Origin of the sequence: Kribbella koreensis (assembly GCF_039525325.1) — a bacterium.
In the GTDB taxonomy this organism is placed as follows: domain Bacteria; phylum Actinomycetota; class Actinomycetes; order Propionibacteriales; family Kribbellaceae; genus Kribbella; species Kribbella koreensis.
This window is the reverse complement of record NZ_BAAAHK010000003.1, coordinates 181,167-206,794: the sequence shown is the minus strand read 5'-3', so window position 1 is coordinate 206,794 and position 25,628 is coordinate 181,167. Positions and strand designations below refer to the sequence as shown.

At 68.1% G+C, this 25,628-nt stretch carries 22 protein-coding genes; 14 read left to right on the top strand and 8 right to left on the bottom strand.

The features are described from left to right. The first annotated feature begins 38 nt into the window (after nt 1–38). The gene (locus tag ABD116_RS04890) at nt 39–671 is read left to right on the top strand and encodes a DUF2461 family protein (RefSeq protein ID WP_343965224.1); all 633 of its coding nucleotides are present in this window, start codon (nt 39–41) and stop codon (nt 669–671) included. Here ABD116_RS04890 and ABD116_RS04885 read toward each other — a convergent pair. Both ABD116_RS04885 and ABD116_RS04880 read right to left on the bottom strand, forming a co-directional pair. Next, complete coding sequence (locus ABD116_RS04885) at nt 624–1,565, bottom strand: pseudouridine-5'-phosphate glycosidase (protein ID WP_343965222.1); 942 nt, start codon at nt 1,563–1,565, stop codon at nt 624–626. The genes ABD116_RS04890 and ABD116_RS04885 overlap by 48 nt on opposite strands. Next, nucleotides 1,558–2,430 (bottom strand): carbohydrate kinase family protein, encoded by an 873-nt coding sequence (locus ABD116_RS04880; RefSeq protein ID WP_343965220.1) that lies wholly within the window; start codon nt 2,428–2,430, stop codon nt 1,558–1,560. The genes ABD116_RS04885 and ABD116_RS04880 overlap by 8 nt, the downstream gene beginning before the upstream one ends. Nucleotides 2,431–2,574: 144 nt before the next feature. Between ABD116_RS04880 and ABD116_RS04875 the strand changes: the two genes are divergently transcribed. Next, entirely contained in the window at nt 2,575–3,003 is a 429-nt protein-coding gene (locus tag ABD116_RS04875; RefSeq protein ID WP_343965218.1) for a hypothetical protein, read from the top strand. 47 nt (nt 3,004–3,050) lie between these two features. Here the strand turns inward: ABD116_RS04875 and ABD116_RS04870 are convergent, their stop codons facing one another. After that, nucleotides 3,051–3,347: a chorismate mutase gene (locus ABD116_RS04870; RefSeq protein ID WP_343965216.1), complete on the bottom strand. Its 297-nt coding sequence runs from the start codon at nt 3,345–3,347 to the stop codon at nt 3,051–3,053. A gap of 131 nt (nt 3,348–3,478) precedes the next feature. On the opposite strand from ABD116_RS04870, the gene ABD116_RS04865 reads away from it, so the two are divergent. Then, a complete protein-coding gene (locus tag ABD116_RS04865) occupies nt 3,479–4,705 on the top strand; it encodes a glycoside hydrolase family 6 protein (RefSeq protein WP_343965214.1) in 1,227 nt (408 codons plus the stop codon). 71 nt (nt 4,706–4,776) lie between these two features. On the opposite strand, the gene ABD116_RS04860 is transcribed toward ABD116_RS04865, so the two are convergent. Next, nucleotides 4,777–6,627 (bottom strand): S41 family peptidase, encoded by a 1,851-nt coding sequence (locus tag ABD116_RS04860; protein WP_343965212.1) that lies wholly within the window; start codon nt 6,625–6,627, stop codon nt 4,777–4,779. Between the two features lie 209 nt (nt 6,628–6,836). Between ABD116_RS04860 and ABD116_RS04855 the strand changes: the two genes are divergently transcribed. The 11 genes from ABD116_RS04855 (at nt 6,837) to araA (ending at nt 19,638) form a co-directional block, all read left to right on the top strand. Then, complete coding sequence (locus ABD116_RS04855) at nt 6,837–8,012, top strand: ROK family transcriptional regulator (RefSeq protein WP_343965210.1); 1,176 nt, start codon at nt 6,837–6,839, stop codon at nt 8,010–8,012. After that, a complete protein-coding gene (locus ABD116_RS04850) occupies nt 7,996–8,838 on the top strand; it encodes a sugar phosphate isomerase/epimerase family protein (RefSeq protein WP_343965208.1) in 843 nt (280 codons plus the stop codon). Before ABD116_RS04855 ends, ABD116_RS04850 begins: the two co-directional genes overlap by 17 nt. A 1-nt stretch (nt 8,839) precedes the next feature. Continuing rightward, nucleotides 8,840–9,895: a Gfo/Idh/MocA family protein gene (locus tag ABD116_RS04845; protein WP_343965206.1), complete on the top strand. Its 1,056-nt coding sequence runs from the start codon at nt 8,840–8,842 to the stop codon at nt 9,893–9,895. Nucleotides 9,896–9,938: 43 nt separating this feature from the next. Then, entirely contained in the window at nt 9,939–10,412 is a 474-nt protein-coding gene (locus ABD116_RS04840) for a ribonuclease H family protein (RefSeq protein WP_343965204.1), read from the top strand. A gap of 240 nt (nt 10,413–10,652) precedes the next feature. Next, the gene (chvE, locus tag ABD116_RS04835) at nt 10,653–11,792 is read left to right on the top strand and encodes a multiple monosaccharide ABC transporter substrate-binding protein (RefSeq protein ID WP_343965203.1); all 1,140 of its coding nucleotides are present in this window, start codon (nt 10,653–10,655) and stop codon (nt 11,790–11,792) included. 27 nt (nt 11,793–11,819) lie between these two features. After that, on the top strand, nt 11,820–13,358 hold the full coding sequence (mmsA, locus tag ABD116_RS04830) for a multiple monosaccharide ABC transporter ATP-binding protein (RefSeq protein WP_343965201.1): 1,539 nt from the start codon (nt 11,820–11,822) through the stop codon (nt 13,356–13,358). Further along, on the top strand, nt 13,355–14,605 hold the full coding sequence (mmsB, locus tag ABD116_RS04825; RefSeq protein ID WP_343965200.1) for a multiple monosaccharide ABC transporter permease: 1,251 nt from the start codon (nt 13,355–13,357) through the stop codon (nt 14,603–14,605). The genes mmsA and mmsB overlap by 4 nt, the downstream gene beginning before the upstream one ends. Before the next feature lie 36 nt (nt 14,606–14,641). Then, nucleotides 14,642–15,679, top strand: coding sequence for a LacI family DNA-binding transcriptional regulator (locus ABD116_RS04820; protein ID WP_343965199.1), 1,038 nt, complete (start codon nt 14,642–14,644; stop codon nt 15,677–15,679). A 67-nt stretch (nt 15,680–15,746) separates the two neighbouring features. After that, nucleotides 15,747–17,432 carry a ribulokinase gene (gene araB / locus ABD116_RS04815; RefSeq protein ID WP_343965197.1) on the top strand — a complete coding sequence of 562 codons (1,686 nt, stop codon included), beginning with the start codon at nt 15,747–15,749 and terminating at the stop codon, nt 17,430–17,432. Further along, complete coding sequence (locus ABD116_RS04810) at nt 17,429–18,106, top strand: L-ribulose-5-phosphate 4-epimerase (RefSeq protein ID WP_343965195.1); 678 nt, start codon at nt 17,429–17,431, stop codon at nt 18,104–18,106. The genes araB and ABD116_RS04810 overlap by 4 nt, the downstream gene beginning before the upstream one ends. Next, complete coding sequence (araA, locus tag ABD116_RS04805; protein ID WP_343965193.1) at nt 18,103–19,638, top strand: L-arabinose isomerase; 1,536 nt, start codon at nt 18,103–18,105, stop codon at nt 19,636–19,638. The genes ABD116_RS04810 and araA overlap by 4 nt, the downstream gene beginning before the upstream one ends. Before the next feature lie 4 nt (nt 19,639–19,642). Here araA and ABD116_RS04800 read toward each other — a convergent pair whose 3' ends face one another. The 4 genes from ABD116_RS04800 to ABD116_RS04785 all read right to left on the bottom strand — a co-directional run bounded on the left by ABD116_RS04800 (nt 19,643) and on the right by ABD116_RS04785 (nt 25,628). Then, the gene (locus ABD116_RS04800; RefSeq protein WP_343965191.1) at nt 19,643–20,038 is read right to left on the bottom strand and encodes a PPOX class F420-dependent oxidoreductase; all 396 of its coding nucleotides are present in this window, start codon (nt 20,036–20,038) and stop codon (nt 19,643–19,645) included. Nucleotides 20,039–20,076: 38 nt separating this feature from the next. Next, a complete protein-coding gene (locus tag ABD116_RS04795; RefSeq protein WP_343965189.1) occupies nt 20,077–22,941 on the bottom strand; it encodes a family 20 glycosylhydrolase in 2,865 nt (954 codons plus the stop codon). 69 nt (nt 22,942–23,010) lie between these two features. Further along, nucleotides 23,011–23,760: an ABC transporter ATP-binding protein gene (locus ABD116_RS04790; protein ID WP_343965187.1), complete on the bottom strand. Its 750-nt coding sequence runs from the start codon at nt 23,758–23,760 to the stop codon at nt 23,011–23,013. Beyond that, nucleotides 23,760–25,628: a dipeptide/oligopeptide/nickel ABC transporter permease/ATP-binding protein gene (locus ABD116_RS04785; protein ID WP_343965185.1), complete on the bottom strand. Its 1,869-nt coding sequence runs from the start codon at nt 25,626–25,628 to the stop codon at nt 23,760–23,762. Before ABD116_RS04785 ends, ABD116_RS04790 begins: the two co-directional genes overlap by 1 nt.

Sequence of the window (25,628 nt, the reverse complement as noted above, 5' to 3'; positions counted from 1 at the left end):
TTCACGAGACCTGGAAATGACTGCATAGGGTGCGAGTTGTGACCGGTGGATTCGCGGGATGGCCGAGGGCAGCCTTCGACGTACTACTCGAACTGGATGGTGTGCCGTCGGTTGAGGTGAGGGAGCGGTGTCGGCGGGAGCGGGAGGAGTTGGTTCGGCGGCCGATGGTCGGGTTGCTGAGTGCGGTGGCTGATCGGGATGCCACCTATGAGGACTTCGCGGTGTGGCGGTACGGCGGGGTGATGTTGGAGGCGTGGCAGCGGCAGGGGGCGATTGTTCGGTTGGGGCGGAATGTGGAGCTGTCGTTGCGCTTCGATCTGGATGGGCTGGGGGTCAGCGCGGCTTGGTGGTACGCGCCGTCGGAGCAGATCGAGCGGTACCGGACGGCGGTGGCTGACTCGACGTCTGGTCCTCGGTTGGCGGCTGTTGTCCGGAAGCTCGAGCGGCAGGGGTTCGAGATCTCGGGGGATCTGCTGAAGCGGCCGCTCCGGGGGTATCCGGCTGATCATCCGCGGGCGCAGCTGCTGCGGCACAGGACGCTGATCGCGGGCCGGCACCTCGGGTGTGACGACTGGATTCATACAGAGGCTGCGGTTGAGCGGGTGCATGACACCTTCACTCAGCTACGGCCGTTGACTCGCTGGCTGGTCAATCACGTCGCGTTGGCCTGAGGTCAGGGCGACGGCTATCCGGGCGGCGATGGTGGCGTTGTTGCGGGCCAGGGCGAGGTTGGCGGGGATGCTTTCGCCGTCTGTCTGCTTCTCGATCTGGGCCAGGACGTACGGGGTGACGGCAGGGCCGGTGATGCCGGCGGTGGTGCTTGCGGTGAGGGCGGCGGTCAGGACGGCGGTGATTCGTTCGGCCGGGATCTCGTCGGCTTCGGGGATGGGGACGGTGAGGAGGACGCCGGTGGATGGGCGGGTGCGGTAGCGGAGTACGGCGCAGACTGTCTGTTCGTCCTCGACCCGGTGGGGGATCGGCAGGCCGCTCGAGCGGGTGTAGAAGGCGGGGAACCAGTCGTGTTGCCAGCCGAGGACCGGTACGCCGGCGGTCTCGAGGTACTCGAGTGTGCGCGGCAGGTCGAGGAACGCCTTGGCGCCGGCGGAGACGGTGATGACGGGGTGGCCGGCGATCGCGTCGAGGTCGGCTGAGATGTCGCCGGTGAGTTCGGAGCCGCGGTGGACGCCGCCGATGCCGCCGGTGGCGAAGACCGAGATCCCGGCCGCATGAGCGAGGGCGACCGTGGCCGAGACTGTGGTGACGCCGACGTCCCACTTCTGGGCGCGGGCGACCGGCAGATCGCGTTCGGCGACCTTCCGTTTGCCTTGCAGGACACGCTTTTCCTGGTCCGGAGTGAGGCCGAGATGAGGGCGGCCGTCGAGGATGGCGGCTACTGCGGGGGTAGCGCCCTGGTCGTCGACGGCTTGCTTGCAGAGCCTGAGCGCCTCGGCGTTGGCAGGAGCGGGCAGACCGAGGTTGGAGAAGATGGTCGATTCGAGCGCGACGACGGCGCGGCCGGCGGCCAGGGCCTGCGCCACCTCATCGGAGAAGACGATGTCAGTCACGAGCAGCTCCTTGGTCGTTCAGAACGGCGCCAGGCTGGGTGAGAACCCTTCTGGCGAGGTCATGGCCGGCTTCAACCGCCGCAACGGGGCCGGCATCGTCCAGTACTGCGCTGAGGAACGCCGCAGCGAAAGCGTCGCCGGCGCCGGTCGTGTCCAGCACCTCGTCGGCCGGCGCGGGCCGGACGGTCGCGGACTCGTTGCCCGAAGCAAGGATCTCGGTGGGCTCCATGCCGTTCTTGACGACGACCGTCGTATCGGGGCCGGCGAGATCGCGCAGCGAGCCGGCGTCGGCCTCGACACCGTTCGCGAAGAGGTACGTGGGTCGCAGCGTCCTGATCAAGGCGCGGAACTTCGCCGGCCCGATGGAGTCGATGAGCGCGACCGAAGCGGCATCGATGCTGAGGATCGCGTCGTCGGCACGGGCGAGCTCCGCGGCCCGGCGGAGAACCGGCCAGGACGGTCCGGTCAGCGAGTACGCCGAGAGGTGGTACGCCGCGGCGCCGGAGAGCCACTCGTCCGGGACGTCGGCGAGTTCGGCGGCGGCGGCCCGATCGGGGAACATCGTGCGTTCGCCGGTGGCGTCGACGAGGATGACGATGGTGCCGGTGCGGCCTTGGCGCTGGACCTTCGGGTCGACGCCTGCGGTGATCAGGTCGCGTACCAGGGTCTCGCCCGCCGGGTCGTCGCCGACTCGGCCGATGAAGCGTACCGGCGTACCGAGACTGCTCGCGAAGACGGCGACGTTGGAGGCCGCGCCGCCCCGCGTGCGCTGGATCCGCGCCGGATTGTCCGTCCCCGGCCGCGTCGCGTCGGCTGACCAGACCACGACGTCCTCGACCAGGTCGCCGATGCAGACAAGGGTCACGAGACCACCCTAGGCGACGGCCGGCACCGAGTGAGAGTTCTTCATTTTGACCTGGCGTAACCGATTGACTACCACGAGGTAACAAAGCTAGCGTTTGAACCAGCAGCTGCTGCGACTCAACCGCCCCCCACTCTGGAGGTCGCAATGCGCTTGCCCAGATCCGCTCTGTCCGCCCTGATCCTCACCTCGCTCCTCGGACTCGGGGCCGCCCCGGCATACGCCGACGCCGCCGGCTCCGGCACGATCACGTTCGAGGGACAGTCGTGTGCCTTCACGTTCACGTATGCCGGCGGTCCGCCGCCGGCCTCGGTCCAGATCCAGTCCATCGACATCGCCGACGGGTGTGCCGCCGACGGTACGGCGACCGGCTCGCTGACGTTCGGCCCTGGTGACGCGGCGATCCTCAGCCTGAAGGTTGCCGTCAGCAAGCCAATCAGCTGCGGCTACACCGGCTCGCTGACCGGTACGTACGCCGGGAGCAGCGCAACGTTCCCGGAACAGGACGTGCCCAAGTCGAGCGGTGGTTTCCTCTGCCCGAACCCGGCGAGCATCGCCATCCAAGCCACCCTCTGACCACTCGACCGGACCACGGATCCCTTCTCCTGAAGGGATCCGTGCGGTCAGTGCGCCTCGGCGATCCGTTCGTGGTGCAGGATCACCTCGGCGATGATGAAGTTCAGGAACTTCTCGGCGAACACCGGATCCAGCCCCGCGCCCGTCGCCAGCGACCGAAGCCGGGTGATCTGCCGTTCCTCCCGCGACTTGTCAGCCGCCGGCAACCCACTCCGGGCCTTCAGTGCCCCCACCTGCTGAGTGCACTTGAACCGCTCGGCAAGCAGATGCACCAAGGCGGCATCGATGTTGTCGATCGTGCCCCGCAGCCGGCCGAGTTCAGCAGTCACATCCAGTTCAGTCACACCACCACTCTGGCACAGCGCCCTGCGAACCCTCCGGCACAGCGCCTTCGAAGGGTTTGTTATCTGGCCGTTATCAGCTAGTGTCCGTCGCTGTCGCGGGGAAAGCCGCGTGAATCGAGCTTGGAGTTGAGATGCGGCTGCCAGATATGCGGCGGTCCAGGGTTGTGGTCGCGCTGGCCGCGGCCTGCGCGATCGCCGCCGCGGGAACGACGGTGGCACTGGCGAGACGCGGTGACTCGGACCCTTCCGCAGGAGCGAAGCCGACCGGTACCTCGGTGAATGAGATGGCAGACCAGGGCCCCATCGGAGCGAGTGCGAAGCCTCCGGCCAGCAGTCCGCCGGTCAGTCAGTCCGCCAAACCGGCGACCCTGCCGGTGCGGAAGCCGTCCAGCCCCTCGTCGGTGAAGCCCTCGGCGAAGACCACGACGAAGCCCTCGGCCAAGAAGGCCGCCAGCACGCCAACCGTCAAGCCGGTTGTGGTTCCAGAGCAGGGTGATCCGCTCTCGCAGACCGACGGCTTGTACGTCGACCCGCAGTCCCAGCCGGTCTACTGGGTCAGCGAGCACAGCAGTGACTCGCGAAGTGCCTCGATCAAGGCCGGGATCGCCGATCGCCCGTTGGGCCGGTGGTTCAACGGTGATGGCGCGGACGTGTCCGATGCCAGGGCGTACGTGGCCGGGGCCGCGCGAGCGGGGAAGCTGCCGGTGCTCGTCTTCTACCACATTCCGCAGCGTGGCTGCGGGGGCGGTGAGGGTGCTTCGAGCACCTCGGCGTACCGGTCGTGGATCGACTCGATGGCCGCGGCGATCGGTAAGAATCCCGCCGTCGTCATTCTCGAACCGGATGCGTTGCCCCAGTTGGACTGCCTGAGTTCGTCGGCGCAGACCACCCGGTTGTCGCTGCTCAGCTATGCGGTCGACCAGCTACGGTCCTCGGCGCCGAATACGTGGACGTATCTGGATGCCGGTCACGACGACTGGACACCGGCCGGCACGATGGCCAAGTGGCTCAAGGCCGCCGGCGTCGCCAACGCCCGTGGGTTCTCGCTGAACGTGTCGAACTTCCAGTCCACGGCCCGCAATGTCAGCTACGCGAACGCGGTCAACGCGGCCCTCGGGACGTCGAAGCACTTCGTCATCGACACCAGCCGCAACGGCAACCCCCTGAACGGCGACGACTGGTGCAATCCGACCGGCGAGCGGGTCGGTGTCACGCCCCGCACCGGCGGCGCCACCGGCCTCGACCTGCAGCTCTGGGTCAAGCCGCCGGGCGAATCCGACGGCGACTGCGGCATCGGCGTCGGCACCGATGCCGGCGACTTCAGCCCCGCCATCGCCATGAAGCTCCTCGGCCACTAGCGAGATTGCCCTGAGCATTAGGTAGTCGCTGCCCTGGTCAGACTTGCTGCCGGCTCGCCGCGACGGAGCCGTCAGACCTGCTGCTGGCTCGCGGCGACGAGGTTGCCGGCGTCGTAGCCTTCGATGCGGATGACGTCGCCGGCGGCGCCGGGGACGGTGAGCTGGATGCTGCCGTCGGTGGTGGCACTTGTGGCGACCGGTCGGCCGTTGACGTACACGTCCACGCTGGTGACGGAGCCCGTCGTAATGGTGAGTTTCCGCTTCTTGGCGCCGGCCGCGGCCGAGGTGAAGCGCAGCAACCGCGGTTGCCGCTCAGCCAGCAGGACGCCTGCCGCTGCCATCAGGTCAGCGTTCTCTTCGATGAGGTCGCGCTTGGTGAGTTCGTGGAGCTGGTCCGGTACTACGCCGAGGTCCTCCAACGGCTGCCCGATCCGGGTGCCGACCCGCAGCGAGCGGCGCAGCGCCACCCGCATCTGCACGCCCTTGGGGAGTTGCTTGAGCTGACCGTCGGTCCACTCGGTCCGTAGCTCGTCGTGCGTGACGACATTGGCGCCGCCCGCCCCGGTGTTGCCCTCGACCCCGAGTACAGGCCCGATCTCGTGGTCCTGGAAACCGGCGGCGAAGATGTCGCACGCGCTGTAGCACTGCGCGTCCGTCACCAGCACGACCGGTCCTTGATAGAGCTGCCCGGTGCTGTTGACCACATCGACCGGATAGAGCGACAGGGCGGTCGAGTACGCCGAACCTGTACTAACCGACTCCTCCAACGACGCCTTCCAGGCCTGATAGTCGGGGACCGTCGTGGACAGCCCGGTCGTACCAGGCGTGCTCACGAACTGGAACGGCTCCGGAGTGATCCGGCCCGGGCTGAAGAACTGCAACAGGTACTCCGCCGCGATCACGTAGCCGCCACCGTTGCCGCGGACATCGAGCACCAGGCCCTCGGGCGGGAGCAGGGAGAGCAGCCGGGCGACCTCATTCAGGAAGCCCTCGATGTCCTGGTCCTGCATGTGGAACGTGAAGATCCGCAGGTGTCCGAAGGTGCCGCTCGGGGTGTCGACGATCCGGGCCTTGAGCTCGTCGGGACGGTTGGTCGGGACTGGGCCGGCTGCCAGGGGAGCGGCGGCGCGCGGCTTGCGGGCCTTCGCGGCGACTGGCGCCGCACTGAGCGAGGCCGGAGCGAACAGCCGGCGCTTCACGCGCCGCGCCAATTCGGTGCGGAGGTCCATACCGACCAGGTGGTGAGCCGCGACTCCGACGCCGGTGGGCAGTGATGGCAGGGTGCCGGGAGTGGTCACTTCGGTGGCGGACTCGAAGACCCGCCAGGGCACGCGGGTCTGGTGGGTCGTCCCGCCGACCTTGTAGGTGACGTCGATCCAGTCCTCGTCCGGTGGCAGCGACATGTTGATCGAGCGCAACGTCATGTTCTGCAGGCCTTGCGCGAGCTGGGCAGCTTTGTTGCTGCCGGCCTCGCGGGCGGCGTTGGCCTCGACGGCGAGCTGGATCGGCGTACCGTTCCAGTGCGTCACCTCGACGCCCGCGGTGAGCTGCGGGTCGCCGACGATGTGGTCGAACGTCTTGGTCACCAGGTACTTCGTCTGGCCGTCGTCGACGCAGCGTTCGAGGAAGATGCCGAGGAACGCGAAGCCGGCGTACCTGGACGGCAGGATGTAGTTGGTGTGCAGGTCGTGCAGCCCGAGGAAGATCCGCTGCAGCTGCACATGGAACTCGGTCTCGCTGAGATCGGCCAGCCGATGCCGCAGTAGCCGGAGCGCTTGCAGCGGATCGATCGCGTGCATCGCCCGCTTGAGCGGCAGATGCGCATAAACCTCACCGATCAGAATCTCCGCCTGATCCAGCACGACCCGCCGCTGCGCGTCACTCAACGGCCCCCGCGCGATATGCCCCCGGAACTGCGGCATCGTGCGAACGGTCCCCAACCCATGATCCGCACTGAGAACAACACTGTCTGGCTGAGCCATGACTCCACCACCCCCGGAAAAGTTGCCCACCAGCATCCCCCCACCTGGCCCGCCCTACAAGCCCTCGGGCGGGCGTAGCCGACCCGGAGGCCCGACTATTCTGATACCGTGTTTATTAAAGGTGGTTGCGATACCTGGAGGGTGGGGCGATGGACGGTGGGGCTCGAGGGGCGGCCCAGGTCGAGCGGTCGGCCAATCAGGTTGCCTGTCTGCAGTTCCTGAGCACCACCGATGACGCGCAGACGGTTGGCGCGATCAGTGCCGGGACGGGATTGTCGCGGCCGACCGTGCATGCTGTGCTGGACGATCTTCTTGATGCCCGGCTGGTGACTTCGGCGAGTCCTGCGGTCGCGGGACCTGGGCGGCCTGCTCGTGCGTTCCGGTTCGCTCGCGAGGCAGGGCTGGTGGCCGGAGTGGATCTCGGGCCGCGGGGTGCCCGTGGAGTCCTGTATGACCTGGCCGGCGAGCGGCTTGCCTATGTCGAGCTGATGGGGGAGCAGCATCCCGATGTCGCGTTGATCGAGCGGGCCGTGCGCGCTGTCGTCGCGGAGGCATCGGTCGACATCGAGCGGCTGCGGGCGGTTGGGGTGGCACTACCGGGCGTGGTCGAGGCGGACGGGAGTCTGCGCGCGTGTCTTGCGATCCCTGACCTGGTTGGCCTGCCGATCGCCGAGACGCTGGCTGGGGCGCTGGGCTGTTCCGTTGCCATTGACAACGACATCAAGCTGGCGGCGCTGGCGGAGCAACGGGGTGGCGCCGGCCGTGGGTACGAGGATGTCGTCTACCTCCAGATCGGTACCCGGCTGTCTGTCTCGATCGTCCTCAACGGGGTCATCCGGCAAGGACGGCACCGGATGGCAGGCGAGCTTGGTGCCCAGCGCAAGATGCGCTGGACCCGCAATGCACGACGCGGGCAGCTGGTATGGACGTCAGGACCGACCGGTGAGGCAGTACTGAAGGCCGCCGCAGCCGGTGACTCGGACGCCCGCGCCGAGATCGAGGACTTCTCCGCGCAGATCGCCCAGCGGATCGCCACCGTACTGCTGGTCGTCGACCCCGAGGTGCTGGTCGTCCGGGGCGGGCCGGCCGCGGACAGCGACGTACTGATCCGGGCGCTGGAAGCGGCGGTCGACAAGGAGTTGCTCTTCCCCGAACGGCCGCCGTTCGTCGCCTCGGCGCTGGGCCGCGAGGCCGTCGTGCTGGGAGCGGCCGGCAACGCGTTCGACCAATTCAGTTCGGACATTTACGGCGTCCACGGCTACCCGAGCCCGTGGACGGGGATCACTGACGACGTCGAGAGGACCACCAGTGAAATTGGGAGTTAGCTCGTACTGCTTCCGCAAGCTCATGGCCAGCGGTGAGATGGACCTGATCGCCGTCCTGGACTGGGTCGCGGCCTCGCCCGCCGGGCATGTGGAGGTCGCCGCGGTCGACGGTGACTACTACCTGGAGAACGACGAGGTCGTCCGGAAGGCGGCCGCGCACGCCGCCGACATCGGCGTACCGATCGTGAACTACCTCGTCAGTGGCGATCTGCGGACGGCCGACGGTGAACAGATCGATCGGCTGCGCCGGCAGCTCGATGTCGCGCACCGGTTCGGCGCGCGGATCTTCCGGCACGACGTCGCGCCGTGGGCCTGGCGCGAGCAGGACCAGGCCGAGTTCGAGTCGACGTTCGAGCAGGTCGTGATCGGTTGCCAGGCGGTCGCCGATCACGCCGCGGAGCTGGGCATCGTGTCGACGATCGAGAACCACGGCTTCTTCATGAACGGCAGCGAGCGGTTGTCCCGGCTCGTGTACGCGGTCGACCGGCCGAACTTCAAGGTCACGCTGGATCTCGGCAACGGGCTGTGCGTCGGCGAGGTACCGGGCAAGACGGCGGCCGGGCTGATCGACGTCGCGGCTTCGATCGGCGTGAAGGACTTCCACATCCGGCGTACGGCGCCGGGTGAGGGCTGGCTGAAGACGCTGGCCGGCGACTACCTGCTCGGTACGGTCGCGGGCCACGGCGACGTCGACCTCGCCAGTCTGCTGGCCGTGGTCGCGACCAAGCCCGACGTGCCGGTCAGCCTCGAGTTCGAGGGCCTGGAGGCGACTCCGCACGCCATCGAACGCTCGCTCAAGAACATCCTCGAACTGGTTGGAGCCTGACATGACGACCCGGATCGCAGTGATCGGGCTGGGCGCGATCGCCGGCCAGCACCTGATCTCGTACCAGCAGAACCCGCAGTCCGAGCTGGTCGCCGTCTGCGACCTCGACCGGGAGCGGGCCAAGGCGCGCGCGGACGAGTTCGGCGTACCGAAGGTCACCGACGTCGTCGAGGAGATCCTGTCCGACGCGGACATCGACGCGGTCAGCATCTGCGTGCCGAATGTCCTGCACGCGAAGATCGCCGAGGCGGCGCTGCGGTCGGGCAAGGACGTGCTGATCGAGAAGCCGATGTCGGTGACGGTGGCCGAGGCCGAGGCGCTGGTCCAGGCGACGAAGGAGACCGGGCAGGCGCTGCAGATCGGCTACGTACGCCGGTATGCGCCGAATGCCCTGGTGGTGAAGCGATTCCTGGACGAGGGCGAGCTCGGCGACGTCTACGCTGCCCGGGCCTCGATCATCCGGGCGGCCGGCAATCCCGGCGGCTGGTTCGGCGACGTCGACATCTCCGGTGGTGGCCCGCTGATCGACCTGGGCGTCCACATCATCGACCTGTGCTGGTACCTGATGGGACAGCCGGAAGCGGTATCGGCGTCCGGCGTGACCTTCGCGCCGCTCGGTGCCCGCGACAACATCCAGCACCTGACCCGGTATCGCGCCGCGTCGGCGACCCGGGTGAACAACGTCGAGGACTACGCGACGGCCCAGATCCGGTTCGCGAACGGGGCCGTGCTCGACGTCGACACGTCGTACTCGCTGCACGCCCGCAACTCCACCAGCGTGAAGATCCACGGCGACAAGGGCGGCGCGGAGATCGAGCCCGAGCTGCTGATGATCACCGAGCAACACGACACCCTGGTGCACATCCAGCCGCAGATCGACTCCCTCGGCTTCGACTTCACCACCGCCTTCGCCAACCAGATCGACCACTTCCTGCAGATCTGCCGCCGCGAGATCCCCGCCGACGCGCCCGCCACCCACGGCCTCGAGATGGCCCGCATCCTGACGGCCGTCTACGAGTCCGCCCGGACCGGCGCCGAGGTGACGATCACTCGCTGAGCAGGCTGCTCGACGGACGGAGACGGCCGGGTAGGGTCTTGCCGTGAAACCTCGTACCCGCCGTCCTCGTCCGGCCGACATGGCGGTCCCCGTCGGGGCGCGGTCCGTGTTCACCGACGGCGCCTGCTCGCGCAACCCCGGACCTGGGGGCTGGGCCTGGGCGTTGTCGAAGACCGAGTACGCGGCCGGGCACGAGGCCGACTCGACGAACCAGCGGATGGAGATCCGTGCCGCCCTCGAGGCCGTGCGGGCGAACGACGGTCCGCTGCTGGTCGTCTCGGACTCGACCTATGTCGTCAACTGCTTCCGCGACGGGTGGCACGTCGGTTGGCTCGAGCGAGGCTGGCTCACCTCGGCGAACAAGCCCGTCGCCAACAGGGACCTGTGGGAGCCCCTGGTGGAATCGGTGATCGAGCGCGGGGATGTCGCCTTCCAGTGGGTGAAGGGCCATTCCGGCCACGAGATGAACGACTTCGTGGACACCCTGGCCGTCGCCGCCTGCTTCCCACAGCGCTGACGGCGACAGCCCGGTAGCACCGACCGGGTGGCTTTCCTGCGGTTGCGCTGTGAGCGCTGACATCGGTCGGTCCGCAGCGGAGCGGTCGAAAGGTTTCGCTGCTGCCGTTACGAGAACGTGACGACGGAGCCACCTGTCGATGTCTTGACCGCGCCTCGGGTCAGCGCCAATATGTGAGCGCTAACATTCCGCTCAACCCCCGTTGCTACGGGAGTGACCTGTCCCGGAAGGGGAGAGTTCGTGAACAAGAAGTTGATGGCCACTCTCAGTGGTGCTCTGCTGGTGCTCGGCCTGGCTGCGTGCGGTGGCGAGGGCGCCGGCGCGTCCACCGACACCGCCAGCCAGAAGCCGGCCGATCTGACCATCGGGGTGGCGATGCCGACGCAGACCTCCGAGCGCTGGATCGCCGACGGCAAGGCGGTGAAGGAGAAGCTCGAGGCGAAGGGTTACAAGGTCGATCTGCAGTACGCGAACGACGACATCCCGACCCAGTCCCAGCAGGTCGACCAGCTGATCACCCGCGGCGCCGACGTCCTGGTGATCGCCGCGATCGACGGCACCGCGCTGAGCAGCCAGCTGCAGGCCGCGGCCGACAAGAAGATCCCGGTGATCGCCTACGACCGGTTGATCCGCGGCAGCCAGAACGTCGACTTCTACGTCAGCTTCGACAACTACAAGGTCGGCGTCGCCCAGGCCAAGGCGCTGCTGCGCGGCCTCGGGCTGGAGAGCGCGGACGGCGCGAAGACCAGCAAGGCCGGCCCGATCAACATCGAGCTGTTCGCCGGCTCCCTGGACGACAACAACACCCACTACTTCTTCCAGGGCGCGATGGACACCCTCAAGCCGTACCTCGACGACGGAACGCTGGTCGTCAAGTCGAAGCAGACCAAGCTCGAGCAGGTCGCGACCCTGCGCTGGCAGCAGGAGGCGGCGCAGAAGCGGATGGAGAACCTGCTGACCTCGAGCTACAACGACGGCAGCAAGGTCGGCGGCGTGCTGTCGCCGTACGACGGCATCTCGCGCGGCATCATCACCGCCCTGCAGAACGCGGGCTACGGCAAGACGGCCGGCCCGGTGCCGCCGATCACCGGCCAGGACGCCGAGATCGCTTCGGTCAAGCTGATCAACGACGGAGTCCAGAGCTCCACCATCTTCAAGGACACCCGGCTGCTCGCCGAGCAGGCCGTGAACGCGGCGGAGGCGTTCCTGCAGAAGAAGACGCCGGAGGCCAACGACACCAAGTCCTACGACAACGGCGTCAAGGTCGTCCCGGCGTACCTGCTGCCGATCCAGACGGTCTTCAAGCCGGACATCCAGAAGGCACTCGTCGACTCCCAGTACTACACGGCCGCCGAGGTGGCCGCCGGTCAGGCCAAGTGACGGACGGCTGACCGGGAAAGGAGAGGGATGAGCGACGTACTGCTGGAGATGCGCGGGATCAGCAAGAGCTTCCCGGGCGTGAAGGCGCTCGAGGACGTCTCGCTCGCCGTCCGGCGAGGGGAGATCCACGCGATCTGCGGGGAGAACGGAGCGGGCAAGTCGACCCTGATGAAGGTCTTGTCCGGTGTCTACCCGACCGGCAGTTACGACGGCGAGATCGTCCTCGACGGTACGCCGGTGCGGTTCAACGGCATCCGGGACAGCGAAGCCGTCGGCGTCGTCATCATCCACCAGGAGCTGGCCCTGGTTCCGTACCTGTCGATCGCCGAGAACATCTTTCTCGGCAACGAACGGCGTGGCCGGGGCGGCTTCATCGACTGGAACCGGACCAACGCGGAGGCCGGCGACCTGCTGGCCTCCGTCGGCCTGGACGAGAACCCGGTGTCGCCGGTGAGCGAGCTCGGCGTCGGCAAGCAGCAGCTGGTGGAGATCGCCAAGGCGTTGTCGAAGGAGGTCCGGCTGCTGATCCTCGACGAGCCGACCGCCGCCCTCAACGACGTCGACTCGGCGCACCTGCTCGATCTGCTCCGGCGGCTGCGGGACCGGGGGATCACCTGCATCATGATCTCGCACAAGCTGAGCGAGATCACCGCGATCGCCGATTCCACCACGGTGATCCGGGACGGACGGACGGTCGAGACATTCGACATGGGCTCCGCGGACGCCACCCAGGAGCGGATCATCCGCGGCATGGTCGGGCGCGACATCGCGACCTTCTACCCCGAGCGGGTCTCCACGCCGGGCGAGGAGGTACTGCGGGTCGAGGACTGGACGGTGTGGCACCCGGTCCAGCCGCGCAAGGTCGTCGACGGGGCCGGCTTCAGCGTGCGGGCCGGTGAGGTGGTCGGTATCGCCGGACTGATGGGCGCGGGGCGGACCGAGCTGGCGATGAGCATCTTCGGGCGGTCGTACGGACGCAACATCAGCGGCCGCGTCTTCATGCACGGCAAGCAGGTACGGGCGCGAACCGTCGCCGAGGCGATCGGGGCCGGGATCGCCTACGCCACCGAGGACCGCAAGCGGTACGGGCTGAACCTGATCGCCGACGTCAGGGTGAACGTCTCCGCCGCCGCGCTCGGCAAGCTGTCCCGGGCCGGCTGGGTCAACGGCAACGAGGAGATCAAGGTCGCCGAGGACGGCCGCCGGGAGATGAACATCAAGACCCGGACCGTGATGGACCCGGTCGGCACGCTGTCCGGCGGCAACCAGCAGAAGGTCGTGCTGTCGAAGTGGCTGTTCACCGACCCGGACGTGCTGATCCTCGACGAGCCGACCCGCGGCATCGACGTCGGCGCCAAGTTCGAGATCTACACGATCATCAACCGGCTGGTGGCGGCCGGCAAGGCGGTCGTCGTCATCTCCTCCGAACTGCCGGAGCTGCTCGGGATGTGCGACCGGATCTACACACTGTCGGCCGGCCGGATCACCGGTGAGGTGCCGGCCGGCGAAGCGACCCAGGAGGGTCTCATGGCGCTCATGACGAGGGAGAAGGAGCTCGCCGGATGACTAGTACCAAACCATCCGCACCGGTCGAGGCGACGCCGGCGGAGAGTGCCCCGGCCGCCGCGCTGCACGTCGGTACCAGTGATCCGCGCACGCTGATCACCCGCAACCTGCGGCAGAGCGGCATCTACATCGCCTTCGTCGTGATCGTGGCGCTGTTCGCCTTCCTGACCGACGGCGTGCTGCTCAGTCCGGGCAACATCACCAACATCGTGCTGCAGTACTCCTACATCCTGGTGCTCGCGATCGGCATGGTCATCCTGATCATCGCCGGCCACATCGACCTGTCGGTCGGGTCGATCGTGGCGCTGACCGGTGGGGTATCGGCCGTGCTGGTGATCCAGCACGGGCAACCCTGGTGGATCGGTGTCGTGGCGGCCGTGGCCGTCGGTACGGCGGTCGGCGCCTGGCACGGCTTCTGGGTCGCGTACGTCGGGATGCCCGCGTTCATCGTGACGCTGGCGGGCATGTTGCTGTTCCGCGGCCTGACCCTGCAGGTGCTGGACAACGTCTCGTTGTCCCCGTTCCCGGCGGAGTACCAGAAGGTCGCCAGCGGCTTCCTGAACGGCCTGATCGGCGGCCAGGGCTACGACGCGTTCACGCTGCTCGTCGCCGCGCTCGCGGTCGCCGGGTATGCGGTCAGCGTGTTCCGTACCAGGCTGGCGCGGATCCGGTACGAGCAGCCGGTCGAGTCCTTCCCGTTGTTCGTCGCCCGGGTGCTGGTGGTCGCGGCGGTCGTCATGTACTTCGGCTGGCAACTGGCCCACGCCCGCGGCCTGCCGATCGTGTTGATCGTGCTGGCCGTCCTGGTGATCGTCTACGGGCTGATGACGAAGAACACCGTGCTCGGCCGGCAGGTGTACGCGATCGGCGGCAACCTGTCGGCGGCGATGCTGTCCGGGGTCAAGGTGCGCAAGGTCAACTTCTGGATCTTCGTCAACATGGGCTTCCTGGCCGGGGTGGCCGGTGTCATCTACTCGTCGCGGTCCAACGGCGCCCAGCCGGCGGCCGGCAACATGTTCGAGCTGGACGCGATCGCGGCGGCCTTCATCGGCGGCGCGGCGGTCGCCGGCGGCGTCGGCACCGTCGTCGGGGCGATGGTGGGTGGCCTGATCATGGCGGTGATGAGCAACGGGATGCAGCTGATGGGGATCGACCAGTCGACCCAATCGGTCGTGAAGGGGCTGGTACTGCTGCTCGCCGTTGCCTTCGACATCTACAACAAACGCCGCGCCGGTGCCGCCCGCTGATTCGGGCGGCCCGCCGCACCTCCTTACTATTTCCCCATGGTGAGTGCGGGAACGGGACAGAGTGGGGCTCATGGCCGGGCGCCGAGCATGGCGGACGTGGCGGCCGCGGCCGGGGTCTCGCACCAGACCGTCTCCCGGGTGCTGAACGGTTCGGAGCTGGTCCGGCCCGAGACCCGGACCCGCGTGCTGGCCGCGATCGCCGAGCTCGGCTACCGGCGCAACAACGCGGCCAGGCTGCTGGTGACGAACAGGTCGCACCGGATCGGGATGATCTCGGCTCACCTGGTGCTGCACGGGCCGAGCATGATCGCGGTGTCGGTGCAGGATGCCGGTCACAAGGCCGGGTACGACGTATCGCTGGTCGCCGTCGAGGACTTCTCGGTGCAGTCGCTGCGCAACGCGCTGGATCGCCTGCTCGACGAGGCGGTCGAGGCGATCGTGGTCGCTGTCGCCCACCGCGAGGCGCTGCAGCAAGTGGAGTCGCTGGACGCCCCCGTCCCGATCATCGTCGTCCAAGGGGTGACCGAAGGCCAGCGGATGGCGGTAGGCATCGACCAGGAAATGGGCGCCCGGATCGCGGTGGAGCATCTGCTCGACCTGGGGCACCGGCACGTCGCTCATGTCACCGGCCCGCTGGAGTGGGTGGAGGCCGGTCAACGGCGTACCGGCTGGCAGCGGGCGCACGAGGATCGCCATGTTCTGCCGGGACCGGAGCTGGCCGGCGACTGGTCGCCCGGGAGCGGCTATCAGGCCGGTTTGCGGATCGCCGAGGATCCGGACGTGACAGCGGTCTTCGTGGCCAACGACGCGATGGCGATGGGGCTGATGTACGCGCTGCACGAGAAGGGACGCGACATCCCCGGCGAGATCAGCGTCGTCGGCTTCGACAACGTGCCCGAGGCGCGGTACCTCTGGCCGGCCCTGACAACGATCGATCAGGAGTTCTCGCTGCTCGGCCGGCGGGCGGTCGAGCTGACCCTTCGAGCACTGGACGGGGAGACCGATCCGTCGACCCAGCTGATCCGTCCCGACCTGGTGCTGCGTGACTCCGCGCGTGCTCCGGGTGAGCGCTAACACGACAATCTGAGAAGGCTGATCGCCATTCTTGACACGAATGAATGTTAACGCTCACAATTTCGCTGTGACGGAGAATTCTGAGCGCTACGTGGTCGGGGTGGACTTCGGCACGCTGTCCGGGCGCGCGGTCGTGGTCCGGGTGTCCGATGGCGCCGAGCTCGGTACAGGGGTGCATGAGTACTCCCATGCCGTGATCGACGACCAGCTCCCCAAGACCGGCCAGCGGCTGCCACCGGACTGGGCACTGCAGGTCCCCGACGACTACCGCGACGTACTCCGGACTGCCGTACCCGCTGCGGTCGAGCGGGCCGGAATCGACCCCGCCCACGTGATCGGCATCGCGACCGACTTCACCGCCTGCACGATGGTGCCGTGCCTGGCCGACGGGACGCCGCTGAACGAGGTGGACGGGCTGGCGGACCGGCCGCATGCGTACGTCAAGCTGTGGAAACACCATGCCGCGCAGCCGCAGGCCGACCGCATCAACGAGCTCGCCCGCGAACGCGGCGAGGACTGGCTACCGCGCTACGGCGGGCTGATCTCGTCGGAGTGGGAGTTCGCCAAGGGCCTGCAGCTGTTCGAGGAGGACCGCCCGCTCTACGACAAGATGGAGCGGTGGGTCGAAGCGGCCGACTGGATCGTCTGGCAGTTGTGTGGACGGTATGTCCGCAACGCCTGCACCGCTGGCTACAAGGGGATCCGGCAGGACGGCGAGTATCCGTCGGCCGAGTTTCTCGACCTCCTTGCTCCCGGTTTCGGGGGATTCGTCGCCGGCAAGCTGGACCAGGAGATCGGCCGGCTCGGCTCGGTGGCCGGTCGGCTGACCGCCGAGGCGGCGGAGTGGACCGGTCTGCCCGAGGGCATCGCGGTCGCCGTCGGGAACGTGGACGCGCACGTCACCGCACCAGCCGCCCAGGCAGTCGATGCGGGCCAGATGGTCGCCATCATGGGCACCTCGACCTGCCACGTGATGAACGCGGACGAGCTGCACGAAGTACCGGGCATGTGTGGCGTCGTCGATGGCGGGATCATCGCCGGCAGCTGGGGCTATGAAGCAGGCCAGAGCGGTGTGGGCGACATCTTCGGCTGGTACGTCGACACCGCAGTGCCACCCTCGTACCACGAGGCCGCGGCCGCCGCGGGCGAGACGCTGCACGAACACCTCACCAGACTCGCGGCCGATCAGGCGATCGCCGAGCACGGCCTGGTCGCCCTCGACTGGCACAGCGGCAACCGCTCGGTGCTGGTCGACCACGAGCTGTCCGGCTTGATCGTCGGCCAGACGCTGGCGACCCGGCCGGAAGACGGGTATCGCGCCCTGCTCGAGGCGACGGCGTTCGGTACTCGCGTCATCGTCGAAACCTTTGCCGGCAACGGCGTACCGGTGCGGGAGCTGGTGATCGCCGGTGGACTGGCGAAGAACGCCCTGCTGATGCAGATCTACGCCGATGTCACCAGGCTGCCGCTCTCGATCATCGACTCCGAGCAGGGGCCGGCGCTGGGCTCGGCGATCCATGCCGCTGTCGCCGCCGGCGCCTATCCCGATGTGCCGACGGCGGCCCGGAGCATGGGCAAGGTCAGGCGCGGGGTCCATCTCCCGGACGAGCAGCGTGCCCGTGCCTACGACGAACTGTTCGGCGTCTACCTCGAACTGCACGAGTACTTCGGCCGGCATACCCGGCTGATGCGGAACCTGAAGTCCATCCGGCGTACTGCGATCGCCGCTCAGTCGAAGGAGGCGAGCCGGTGAGTGTTGTCGCGGAGGTCGCCGGCACTCTCACCCGCTTGCGGGCGGAGGTGTCCGCGTTGCACGCGCACCTGCCGGCGTACGGGCTGGTGGTGTGGACAGCGGGCAACGTGTCGGCCCGGGTGCCCGGCCACGACTTGATGGTGATCAAGCCGAGTGGAGTCCACTACGCCGAGCTGACCCCCGAGAACATGGTGGTCTGCGATCTCGACGGCCGGGTCGTCGAGGGTGAACACGCGCCGTCGTCCGACACCGAGGCGCAGGCTTACGTGTACCGGAAGATGCCGGAGGTCGGCGGGGTGGTGCACACACACTCGCCGTACGCCGTCGCCTGGGCCGCGCGCGCGGAGCCGATCCCTTGCGTCACGACGATGTGCGCGGACGAGTTCGGCGGCCCGATCCCGGTCGGGCCGTTCGCCATGATCGGCGACGACTCGATCGGCCGCGGCATCGTCGAGACGCTGCGCGGCTCCCGCTCGCCCGCCGTCCTGATGCAGAACCACGGGGTGTTCAGCATCGGGCCGACCGCCGAGTCGGCCGTCAAGGCGGCGGTGATGTGCGAGGACGTCGCCCGGACCGTGCATCTGGCCCAGCAGCTCGGCCGGCCGGTCCCGATCGAGCAGGCCTCGGTCGACCGCCTCTTCGACCGCTACCAGAACGTCTACGGGCAACGATGACAACTCCCTGGAAGGACCACAGCTTCGTGAACAACAGCCAGCCGCCTCAAGAGGTGTGGTTCCTCACCGGCAGTCAGAGCCTGTACGGACCTGGCACGCTCCAGCAGGTCGCCGAACAGTCCCAGGCGGTGGCCAAGCGGCTCGCCGAAGCGGACCTGCCGGCCCAGATCGTCTGGAAGCCGGTGCTGATGGACGCGGACGCGATCCGCCGACAGTTGCTGGAGGCAAACAGTACGCCGGAGTGCGTCGGCGTGATCGCCTGGATGCACACCTTCTCGCCGGCCAAGATGTGGATCTCCGGACTCGACGCGCTGCGCAAACCGCTGCTGCACCTGCACACGCAGGCCAACGTCGCGCTGCCCTGGTCGACGATCGACATGGACTTCATGAACCTCAACCAGGCTGCCCACGGGGATCGGGAGTTCGGCTATATCCAGTCCCGGCTGGGCGTACCGCGCAAGACCGTCGCCGGGCATGTCGAGTCGCCATCGGTCCAGCACCGGGTCGGGCAGTGGGTCCGGGCGTCGATCGGGGCCGCGGAACTCCGGTCGCTCAAGGTCGCCCGGTTCGGCGACAACATGCGCGATGTCGCCGTCACCGAAGGGGACAAGGTCGAGGCGCAGTTGAGGTTCGGGGTCTCGGTCAACACGTACGGCGTCAACGATCTCGTCGCCGCGGTCGACGAGATCGCCGATGCCGAGATCACCGCGCTGGTGGAGGAGTACGGCGATGCCTATGCGGTCGCGCCCGAGTTGCTGCCCGGTGGCGACCGGCACGAGTCGCTGCGGTACGGCGCCCGGATCGAGCTGGGCCTTCGCTCGTTCCTGACCAACGGTGGCTTCGGTGCGTTCACGTCGAACTTCGAGGATCTGGGCGGACTGCGGCAGCTGCCCGGCCTGGCGGTGCAGCGATTGATGGCCGACGGCTACGGCTTCGGCGGCGAGGGCGACTGGAAGACCTCGGTGCTGTTGCGGGCCAGCAAGGCGATGGCTGCTGGGCTGCCCGGTGGCACGTCGTTCATGGAGGACTACACGTATCACCTGGTGCCGGGGGAGGAGAAGATCCTCGGCGCGCACATGCTCGAGGTGTGCCCTTCGCTCACGACGGCCAGGCCGGCGCTGGAGATCCACCCGCTCTCCATCGGCGGCCGCGAGGACCCGGTCCGGTTGCGCTTCACTGCGGATCCCGGCGCCGGGGTCGTGGTCGGGCTGTCCGATCTGGGCAGCCGCTTCCGCCTCACGGCGAACCTAGTACAGGTGGTGGAACCCGATGAGGATCTTCCGCAGCTCCCGGTCGCCTGCGCGGTCTGGAAGCCGGAGCCGTCACTGGCCACCTCGGCCGAGTCGTGGCTGGTGGCCGGCGCACCCCACCACACGGTCCTGACGACGGCTCTCGACCGCGAGGTCTACGAGGACTTCGCCGACCTGCTGTCCGTCGAACTAGCCGTCATCGACGCCTCGACCACCGTCCGTGCCTTCCAGCGCGAACTCCACTGGACCGACACCTACCACCGCCTCACCAGCCCCCGCTGACCAGTCAGACACCAAGCTGGCTGGTGAGCTTCAGCGGCTCGATGGTGGTCGCGTAGCGCGGGGTGCCGGGCGGTTCGATGTCTTCCCAGGATCCGGTGTACTTGGTCGCGATCGCGCGTTCCAGCGAGCAGTCGGGATCCGGTGTGAGGTCACCGATCGTGCCACGCAGCTCTATGTAGTAGGTCGGTCGGGCCGGATCGACGACGACCAGGGTGATCCGTGGATCGCGGCGCAGGTTCCGCAGCTTCTGCCGTCCTTCGACCAGGCTGATGCGGACGGCGTCTCCGTCCCAGAGGAACCACAGCGGTGTCGTCTGCGGTTCGCCGTGCTTGCCCAGGGTTGATACGAAGGCGACCGCGGTCGAACTCAGCAGGTCGTGGAAGGCTGCCGGGATCTCCATCCCGGCAGCCTACGGCGACGGCGGGTCGCCACCAGTTGTCAGAGGCCGGTGCACTGGCCCGACTTCGGGCCTCCGGTCGTGTTGGGTTGGCCCGCGTTGGTGGGCGCGGGGGAGTTGCCTGAGCAGGACAGTGGGCCGCTGATCTGGTTACCGGAGACAAGCGTTGGACCGGTGTTGTTCTGTACCACCAGCGGGCCGCCGATGGTGGCGTGGTCGATGGTCACTTGGCCTGCCGTGCCGGTGACCTTCACCGGGCCGCTGACCTTGGTGGGGGCGCATTCGCCATTGCCCAGCCAGACGCGGGTTGCGCCGGTGATGGTGACCGGGCCGGAGACAGTGGTGCCGCAGAGTAGGACGTTGGTTGCTCCGGAGACTGTGACCGGGCCGCGGAATTCGGAGCCGGATGCGTAGAGGCCGGCGCCGGCGGAGACGGTGACGGGTCCGGAGACGGTTGCGTCGTCGAAGCAGGCGATTCCTGAGGCGATCTTCAGTGGGCCGTTGTGGGTTCCGGAGAGCATCGTCGTACAGGCTGGTACGCCGGTGGCGACGAACGGTACGACCCAGGTCTGGCCGAGGCGGGTGTAGGTGACTGTGCCGTGGTAGATGCCGTCGGTCGGGTAGATGTGGCTGCCGCTGACGGTCATCAGGCTTCGGCCCTGCCGTTGGCTCGCGAGGTAGTCGCGTGCTGTGATGGCGCCGGGCTCCGCGGCGGACCCGTCGCCCCAATCGATCGTGGCGGTGAACTCACCCGGTGGGATCGAGCCGGCGGCCAGGCGTCCGAGAGTTGCGTTGCTGAGCGTCCTGTCCACGCCGAAGCGGGTGGTCGTGCCCATCGCCTCGGGACTCCAGGCGACCTGCGCGATGGTTCCGTAGTTCACGTTGGCGAACGCCCATCGCGGACCGGCGACGCTCAACCGCTGGCGGTACGCGTCGTAGTCCTGGGTGAGCACCTTGGGCGACCAGGCCTTCTCGAGAATGCCGGCCAGCCGCGGGAAGACCATGTACTCGTTGTTGGCCAGGCCGCGCATCTGCTCGCCCCAGATGGGCGCCTCGATGCCGATGATGTCGGCCGCCTTCGGTCCGCCGTACGCCGGTTGCGCCCAGACGTTGCGGTACTTCTCCCACACCCACTCGGGGTCCCACGAGTAGGACTTGTCGAGTTCCGTCCGCGGCGTGCGGCCGGGCGATCCGTCGTACCCGAAGTCGAGGTAGGCGTTCCATTCCGGTGTCGTGATGACCTGGCGGCCCTGGTTGAACCACTCCGGCTTGATCAGCGGGGGACCGCCGCCGGTGTAGTCCGACCAGTAGTGGTTGATGGAGTTGGAGCCGGGTGCGTAGCCCTCGATCGCGGGGTTCCAGCCCATCAGCCGTTTGCCGGCGTTGTCGACGATGGTCTCCATCTGGCCGATCCACCACTTGTAGTCCTCGTGGGGCATCCCGATGGCCTCGTCGCCGCCGATGTGGATGATCGGGGCGGGGGAGATGGCGGCGAGCTGCGCGATCGCGTCCCGCCAGAATGCGAGCGCCCGCTGGCTGGCCGGGTCGTTCGGGTTGGTGCAGAAGCGGTCGAGCTGGGTCTGGCCCTGGCAGCCCATGACCGCGACGCCGCCCAGTGACCTGACCGCCGCGTTGGCGTGGGCCGGGCCTTCGAGCTCAGGGACGATCTCGATGAAGCGGTCGGCGGCGTACTCGACCAGGCCCTTGAAGTCCTCTTGCGTGTAGAAACCGGCGATACACCCCGTTCCGTTGCAGCCGGTGCCGTCGAGGGCCGGGTAGCCCTTGATCTCCAGGCGCCAGGACTGGGAGTCGCTCAGGTGCAGATGCAGCCGGTTGCCCTTCAACGCCGCGAGCTGGTCGATCATGGACCGGATCTCCGCCACGGACAGGAAATTGCGGGCGGGGTCGAGCTGCAGTCCTCGATGCTCGTACCGCGGGTAGTCCAGCACTGTGATGGGCTGGACCGTCCACGGTCCGGCGCCGGTAGCCGGCGAATTGATTGCCGCTGGCAACAGCTGGCGAAGACTCACGAAGCCGTTGAACAGTCCGTGTGGCTGCGGGGCGACGATCTTCACGCCAGCGCTGGATGCAGTGAGAGAGTACCCCTCGGCCGCCTTGTCCGCTGGGAGATCCGGTACCGCCCCAGTGCTCAACGCGATGTCGGCCGCCGTAGCCGAACCGGTCACCACGGGAAGCACGAACCCGGTCGCCGGCCGCAGGTACCCGGCGAGCACCTCAGCCGTCGCGGCGAGACCGGCGCTGGAAATGACGATCCGGGACTTGCCGGTGAGCTCCCAGGCCGGACCTGAACCGGCCGACTGCTTCACCGGTACGGGAATGATCTGCCCGACCACCGGCGCCGGCTTGGGCCCGGACCAGAGCTCGAACTCGTTCAGCGTGTACCCGACGGTGGACGTCGTGGCCAGCGCCTGCATCCGGACACACGAGACCGGATCCTGCTGGTCGATCACCTGCGAGTCCTTGTCCGCTGGATTCGCCACCTGCTTGACCGTCGTCCAGGTCTGGCAGTCGCCGTCCGTCGAGACCTGCAGCTCGTACTGCGACGGCTTGGCTGGCGAGGTCCACCGGCTGAAGACCTCGTAGACCGGCGCAGGCGTAGCCAGCTTGACCTGGAACCAGTCCTGAGCCGGGTCGTACCCACCACCGACCGACCCGTAGTTCGACGTCCACCCGTTGTGCACGAACACGTCGACCGCATTGGCCGGCGCGTAGGTCGCCGCGGGCGCTGTCATCCGTTGGGACTTGGCCGAGGCGACCGCCCCCGGCACCAGCGCGAGGTTGACGCTTTCGGTGCTCGCGGGATCGGCGGCGGCCTGTCCTACTGTCACCGGAACCACCAGCCCCGCCGCTACCAGGGCGCCGACCATCAGGACAGGAAATCTCATGTCACTCCTCACCGGTGCAGGGCGGTGTCGCGGGTAACATCTTTCGCCCGTGTCAGCGGACTCGCAAGATCACCGGGAGCGGCGTGACAGTGCGTGCGGGATCGCGGCCAGGAGTTGCTGTGTGTAGGCGTGCCGAGGGTTGGTGAGGACGTCGTCGGTGGGGCCGTGTTCGACGATCCGGCCGCGGTACATGACGGCGACGGTGGTGGCGACGTACCGGACGACGGCGAGGTTGTGCGAGATGAAGAGCATCGACAGGCCGAGCTGGAGTTGCAGGTCGCGGATCCGGTTGAGGACGGTGCCCTGGACGGAGACGTCGAGGGCGGAGGTGATCTCGTCGGCGATGACGACGTCAGGGCGTCCGGCGAGGGCCCGGGCCAGGGCGACCCGCTGGCGCTGACCACCTGATAGCTGGGACGGGAACTGGGTGGCCCGGGCGGGGTCGAGGTCGACGAGTTCGAGGAGGCGACTGACCTCGGTCTGGCGTTCGGCGCGGGGGCGGCGCGGCATCGTTTCGGCGATCGACTGGCCGATCGTCATCCGGGGGTTCAGGGAGGAGTACGGATCCTGGAAGACCAGTTGCAGCGGGCGCCGGGCAGCAGCCCGTACATCGAGAGGCCGGCCGTCGAGCGTGATCCGTCCTGCCGTGAGCGGAGCCAGCCCGACGGCGGCGCGCGCGAGGGTGGATTTGCCCGAACCGGATTCACCGACCAGCCCGACGATCTCGCGATCGGGCACGATCAGGCTCACGTCGTCGACCGCGGTCAGTGCCCGGCGGCCGTTGCCGTAGCGGACGGTGACGTTCTCGAAGCGCAGCATCAGGCCCTCCCTGCCGCGACGGGCTGTGGGGTCACGTCGTAGGCGTGCCAGCAGGCGACACGGCCACCGTTGCCATCAGCAACCAACTCTGGTTCGGCTCGACGGCACTGCCCGTCGGCCCGTGGGCAGCGCGACGCGAAGGCGCAACCGGTGGGCAGGTCGGCCAGGTCGGGCATCCGTCCTGGGATGACAGTGAGCGGCCGGTCGAGCGAGCTCTGCATGGTCGGAACAGCCTCCACCAGGGCACGGGTGTAGGGGTGCCGGGATCGATCCCCGAGGTCCGCGGCCGGCAGATCCTCGACGATGCGGCCGGCGTACATGACGAGCACCCGGTCGCAGACCGTGCCGACGATGCTGATGTCGTGGCTGATCAGGAGCAGCGCGACGTCGTCGGCGGTCCGGATGTCCTCGAGCAGTTGCAGAATCTGTTGCTGCACGGTGACGTCGAGGGCGGTGGTCGGCTCGTCGGCGATGATGAGCGCGGGTGTGCCCATCATGCCCATCCCGATCAGCGCGCGCTGCCGCATCCCGCCGGAGAACTCGTGCGGATACTGACCGGCTCGCCGCTCAGGGTGACTGAGCCGTACGGATCGCAGGCGGTCGATCGCCCGCGCGTAGGCGGCTTTGCGGGACAGACCGTCGTGCTCGCGCGGGCCCTCGGCGAGTTGGGCGCCGATTCGGCGTACCGGGTTCAAGGCGGTCATCGGGTCCTGGAACACCATGGCCAACGAGGTCCCGAGCAGTCGCCGGTGCGTGCCTTTCAAGAGATCCGTACCAAGGAAGCGCAGCCGGGTTGCGCCCACCTGGATGGGTTGCTCGACCAGTTGTGCGATCGCCAGCGCAGTCAGCGACTTGCCCGATCCCGACTCGCCGACGACGCCGACTGCCTCGCCTCGCGCGATTCGCAGACTGACGCCGCGGACGGGCCGCAGACCACCGGGCAGCGTCACCGACAGCTCGCGGACGTCCAGCACCTCATCGCCATCAACAGCCGGTGGGCCGACCGGCGCAGGCGCTTCAGGGGCCCGCAGCAACCGATGAGTCGGAGTCGTCAGGCCGAAGCCCTTGGCCACGGCCTCGCCGAACAGGTTGAACGCCAGCCCCGCGATCACCACGGCGACTCCTGGCGCCAACGCGGCGGCAGGGGTGACATAGATGCCGTCGAGGCCGTCACCGAGCAGCCGGCCCCAGTCGTACTGCGGTGCCTGCACACCCAGACCCAGGAATGACAGGCCGGCGAAGGCGAGCAGCGCGCCACCGGCGCCGATGGTGGCGTTGACCACCAGGGGCTCCGCGATGTTGGGCAGGAGATGCCTTTGCAGGACCTTGAAGCGACCGACCCCGGCAGCGCGGGCGGCGGCCACGAAGTCGCGTTCGACCACCCCGGCGAGGAGGGTCTGCGTCAGGCGGGCGAACGACGGCGCGCCGGCCAGGCCGATGGCCAGCACCGCGCCCCGGGTGCCGACACCGAAGATGACCGCGAAGAACAGCGCCAGCAACAGCCCCGGGAAGGCGACCGCGAGGTTGACGAAGGCAACGGCCAGCCGGCCGAGGCGCGGGCCGACGAGCGCGGGCAATGTGCCTAGGGTCAGCCCGGCCACCACGGCGATCAGCGTGGCCAGCAACGCCAGTTGGATGGAGAGGCGGGTGGCGACAAGCACGCGGAGGAAGAGGTCGCGGCCCAGGTCGTCGGTGCCGACCCAGTGGCGGGCCGACACGCCTTCCAGCATTGCGTTGGTGTCGACGTGATCGGCTTGCGCGCCCCACAGGATCGGGGCGAGCGCGGCGACGGTCAGGACGGCGGCCAGTAGGAGGGTTGCTGTTGCGCCTAGCGGCGTACGTAGTACCGACATCCATCGACGCAGCAT

Excerpts from the sequence above, each read along its gene's own strand:
- ABD116_RS04875 (WP_343965218.1), top strand. The coding sequence starts at position 2,575 with ATGCGCTTGCCCAGATCCGCTCTGTCCGCCCTGATCCTCACCTCGCTC.
- ABD116_RS04865 (WP_343965214.1), top strand. The coding sequence starts at position 3,479 with ATGCGGCTGCCAGATATGCGGCGGTCCAGGGTTGTGGTCGCGCTGGCC.
- ABD116_RS04860 (WP_343965212.1), bottom strand. The coding sequence starts at position 6,627 with ATGCCGCAGTTCCGGGGGCATATCGCGCGGGGGCCGTTGAGTGACGCG.
- ABD116_RS04855 (WP_343965210.1), top strand. The coding sequence starts at position 6,837 with ATGGACGGTGGGGCTCGAGGGGCGGCCCAGGTCGAGCGGTCGGCCAAT.
- ABD116_RS04845 (WP_343965206.1), top strand. The coding sequence starts at position 8,840 with ATGACGACCCGGATCGCAGTGATCGGGCTGGGCGCGATCGCCGGCCAG.
- mmsA (WP_343965201.1), top strand. The coding sequence starts at position 11,820 with ATGAGCGACGTACTGCTGGAGATGCGCGGGATCAGCAAGAGCTTCCCG.
- mmsB (WP_343965200.1), top strand. The coding sequence starts at position 13,355 with ATGACTAGTACCAAACCATCCGCACCGGTCGAGGCGACGCCGGCGGAG.
- ABD116_RS04820 (WP_343965199.1), top strand. The coding sequence starts at position 14,642 with ATGGTGAGTGCGGGAACGGGACAGAGTGGGGCTCATGGCCGGGCGCCG.
- araA (WP_343965193.1), top strand. The coding sequence starts at position 18,103 with ATGACAACTCCCTGGAAGGACCACAGCTTCGTGAACAACAGCCAGCCG.
- ABD116_RS04800 (WP_343965191.1), bottom strand. The coding sequence starts at position 20,038 with ATGGAGATCCCGGCAGCCTTCCACGACCTGCTGAGTTCGACCGCGGTC.
- ABD116_RS04795 (WP_343965189.1), bottom strand. The coding sequence starts at position 22,941 with ATGAGATTTCCTGTCCTGATGGTCGGCGCCCTGGTAGCGGCGGGGCTG.
- ABD116_RS04790 (WP_343965187.1), bottom strand. The coding sequence starts at position 23,760 with ATGCTGCGCTTCGAGAACGTCACCGTCCGCTACGGCAACGGCCGCCGG.
- ABD116_RS04785 (WP_343965185.1), bottom strand. The coding sequence starts at position 25,628 with ATGCTGCGTCGATGGATGTCGGTACTACGTACGCCGCTAGGCGCAACA.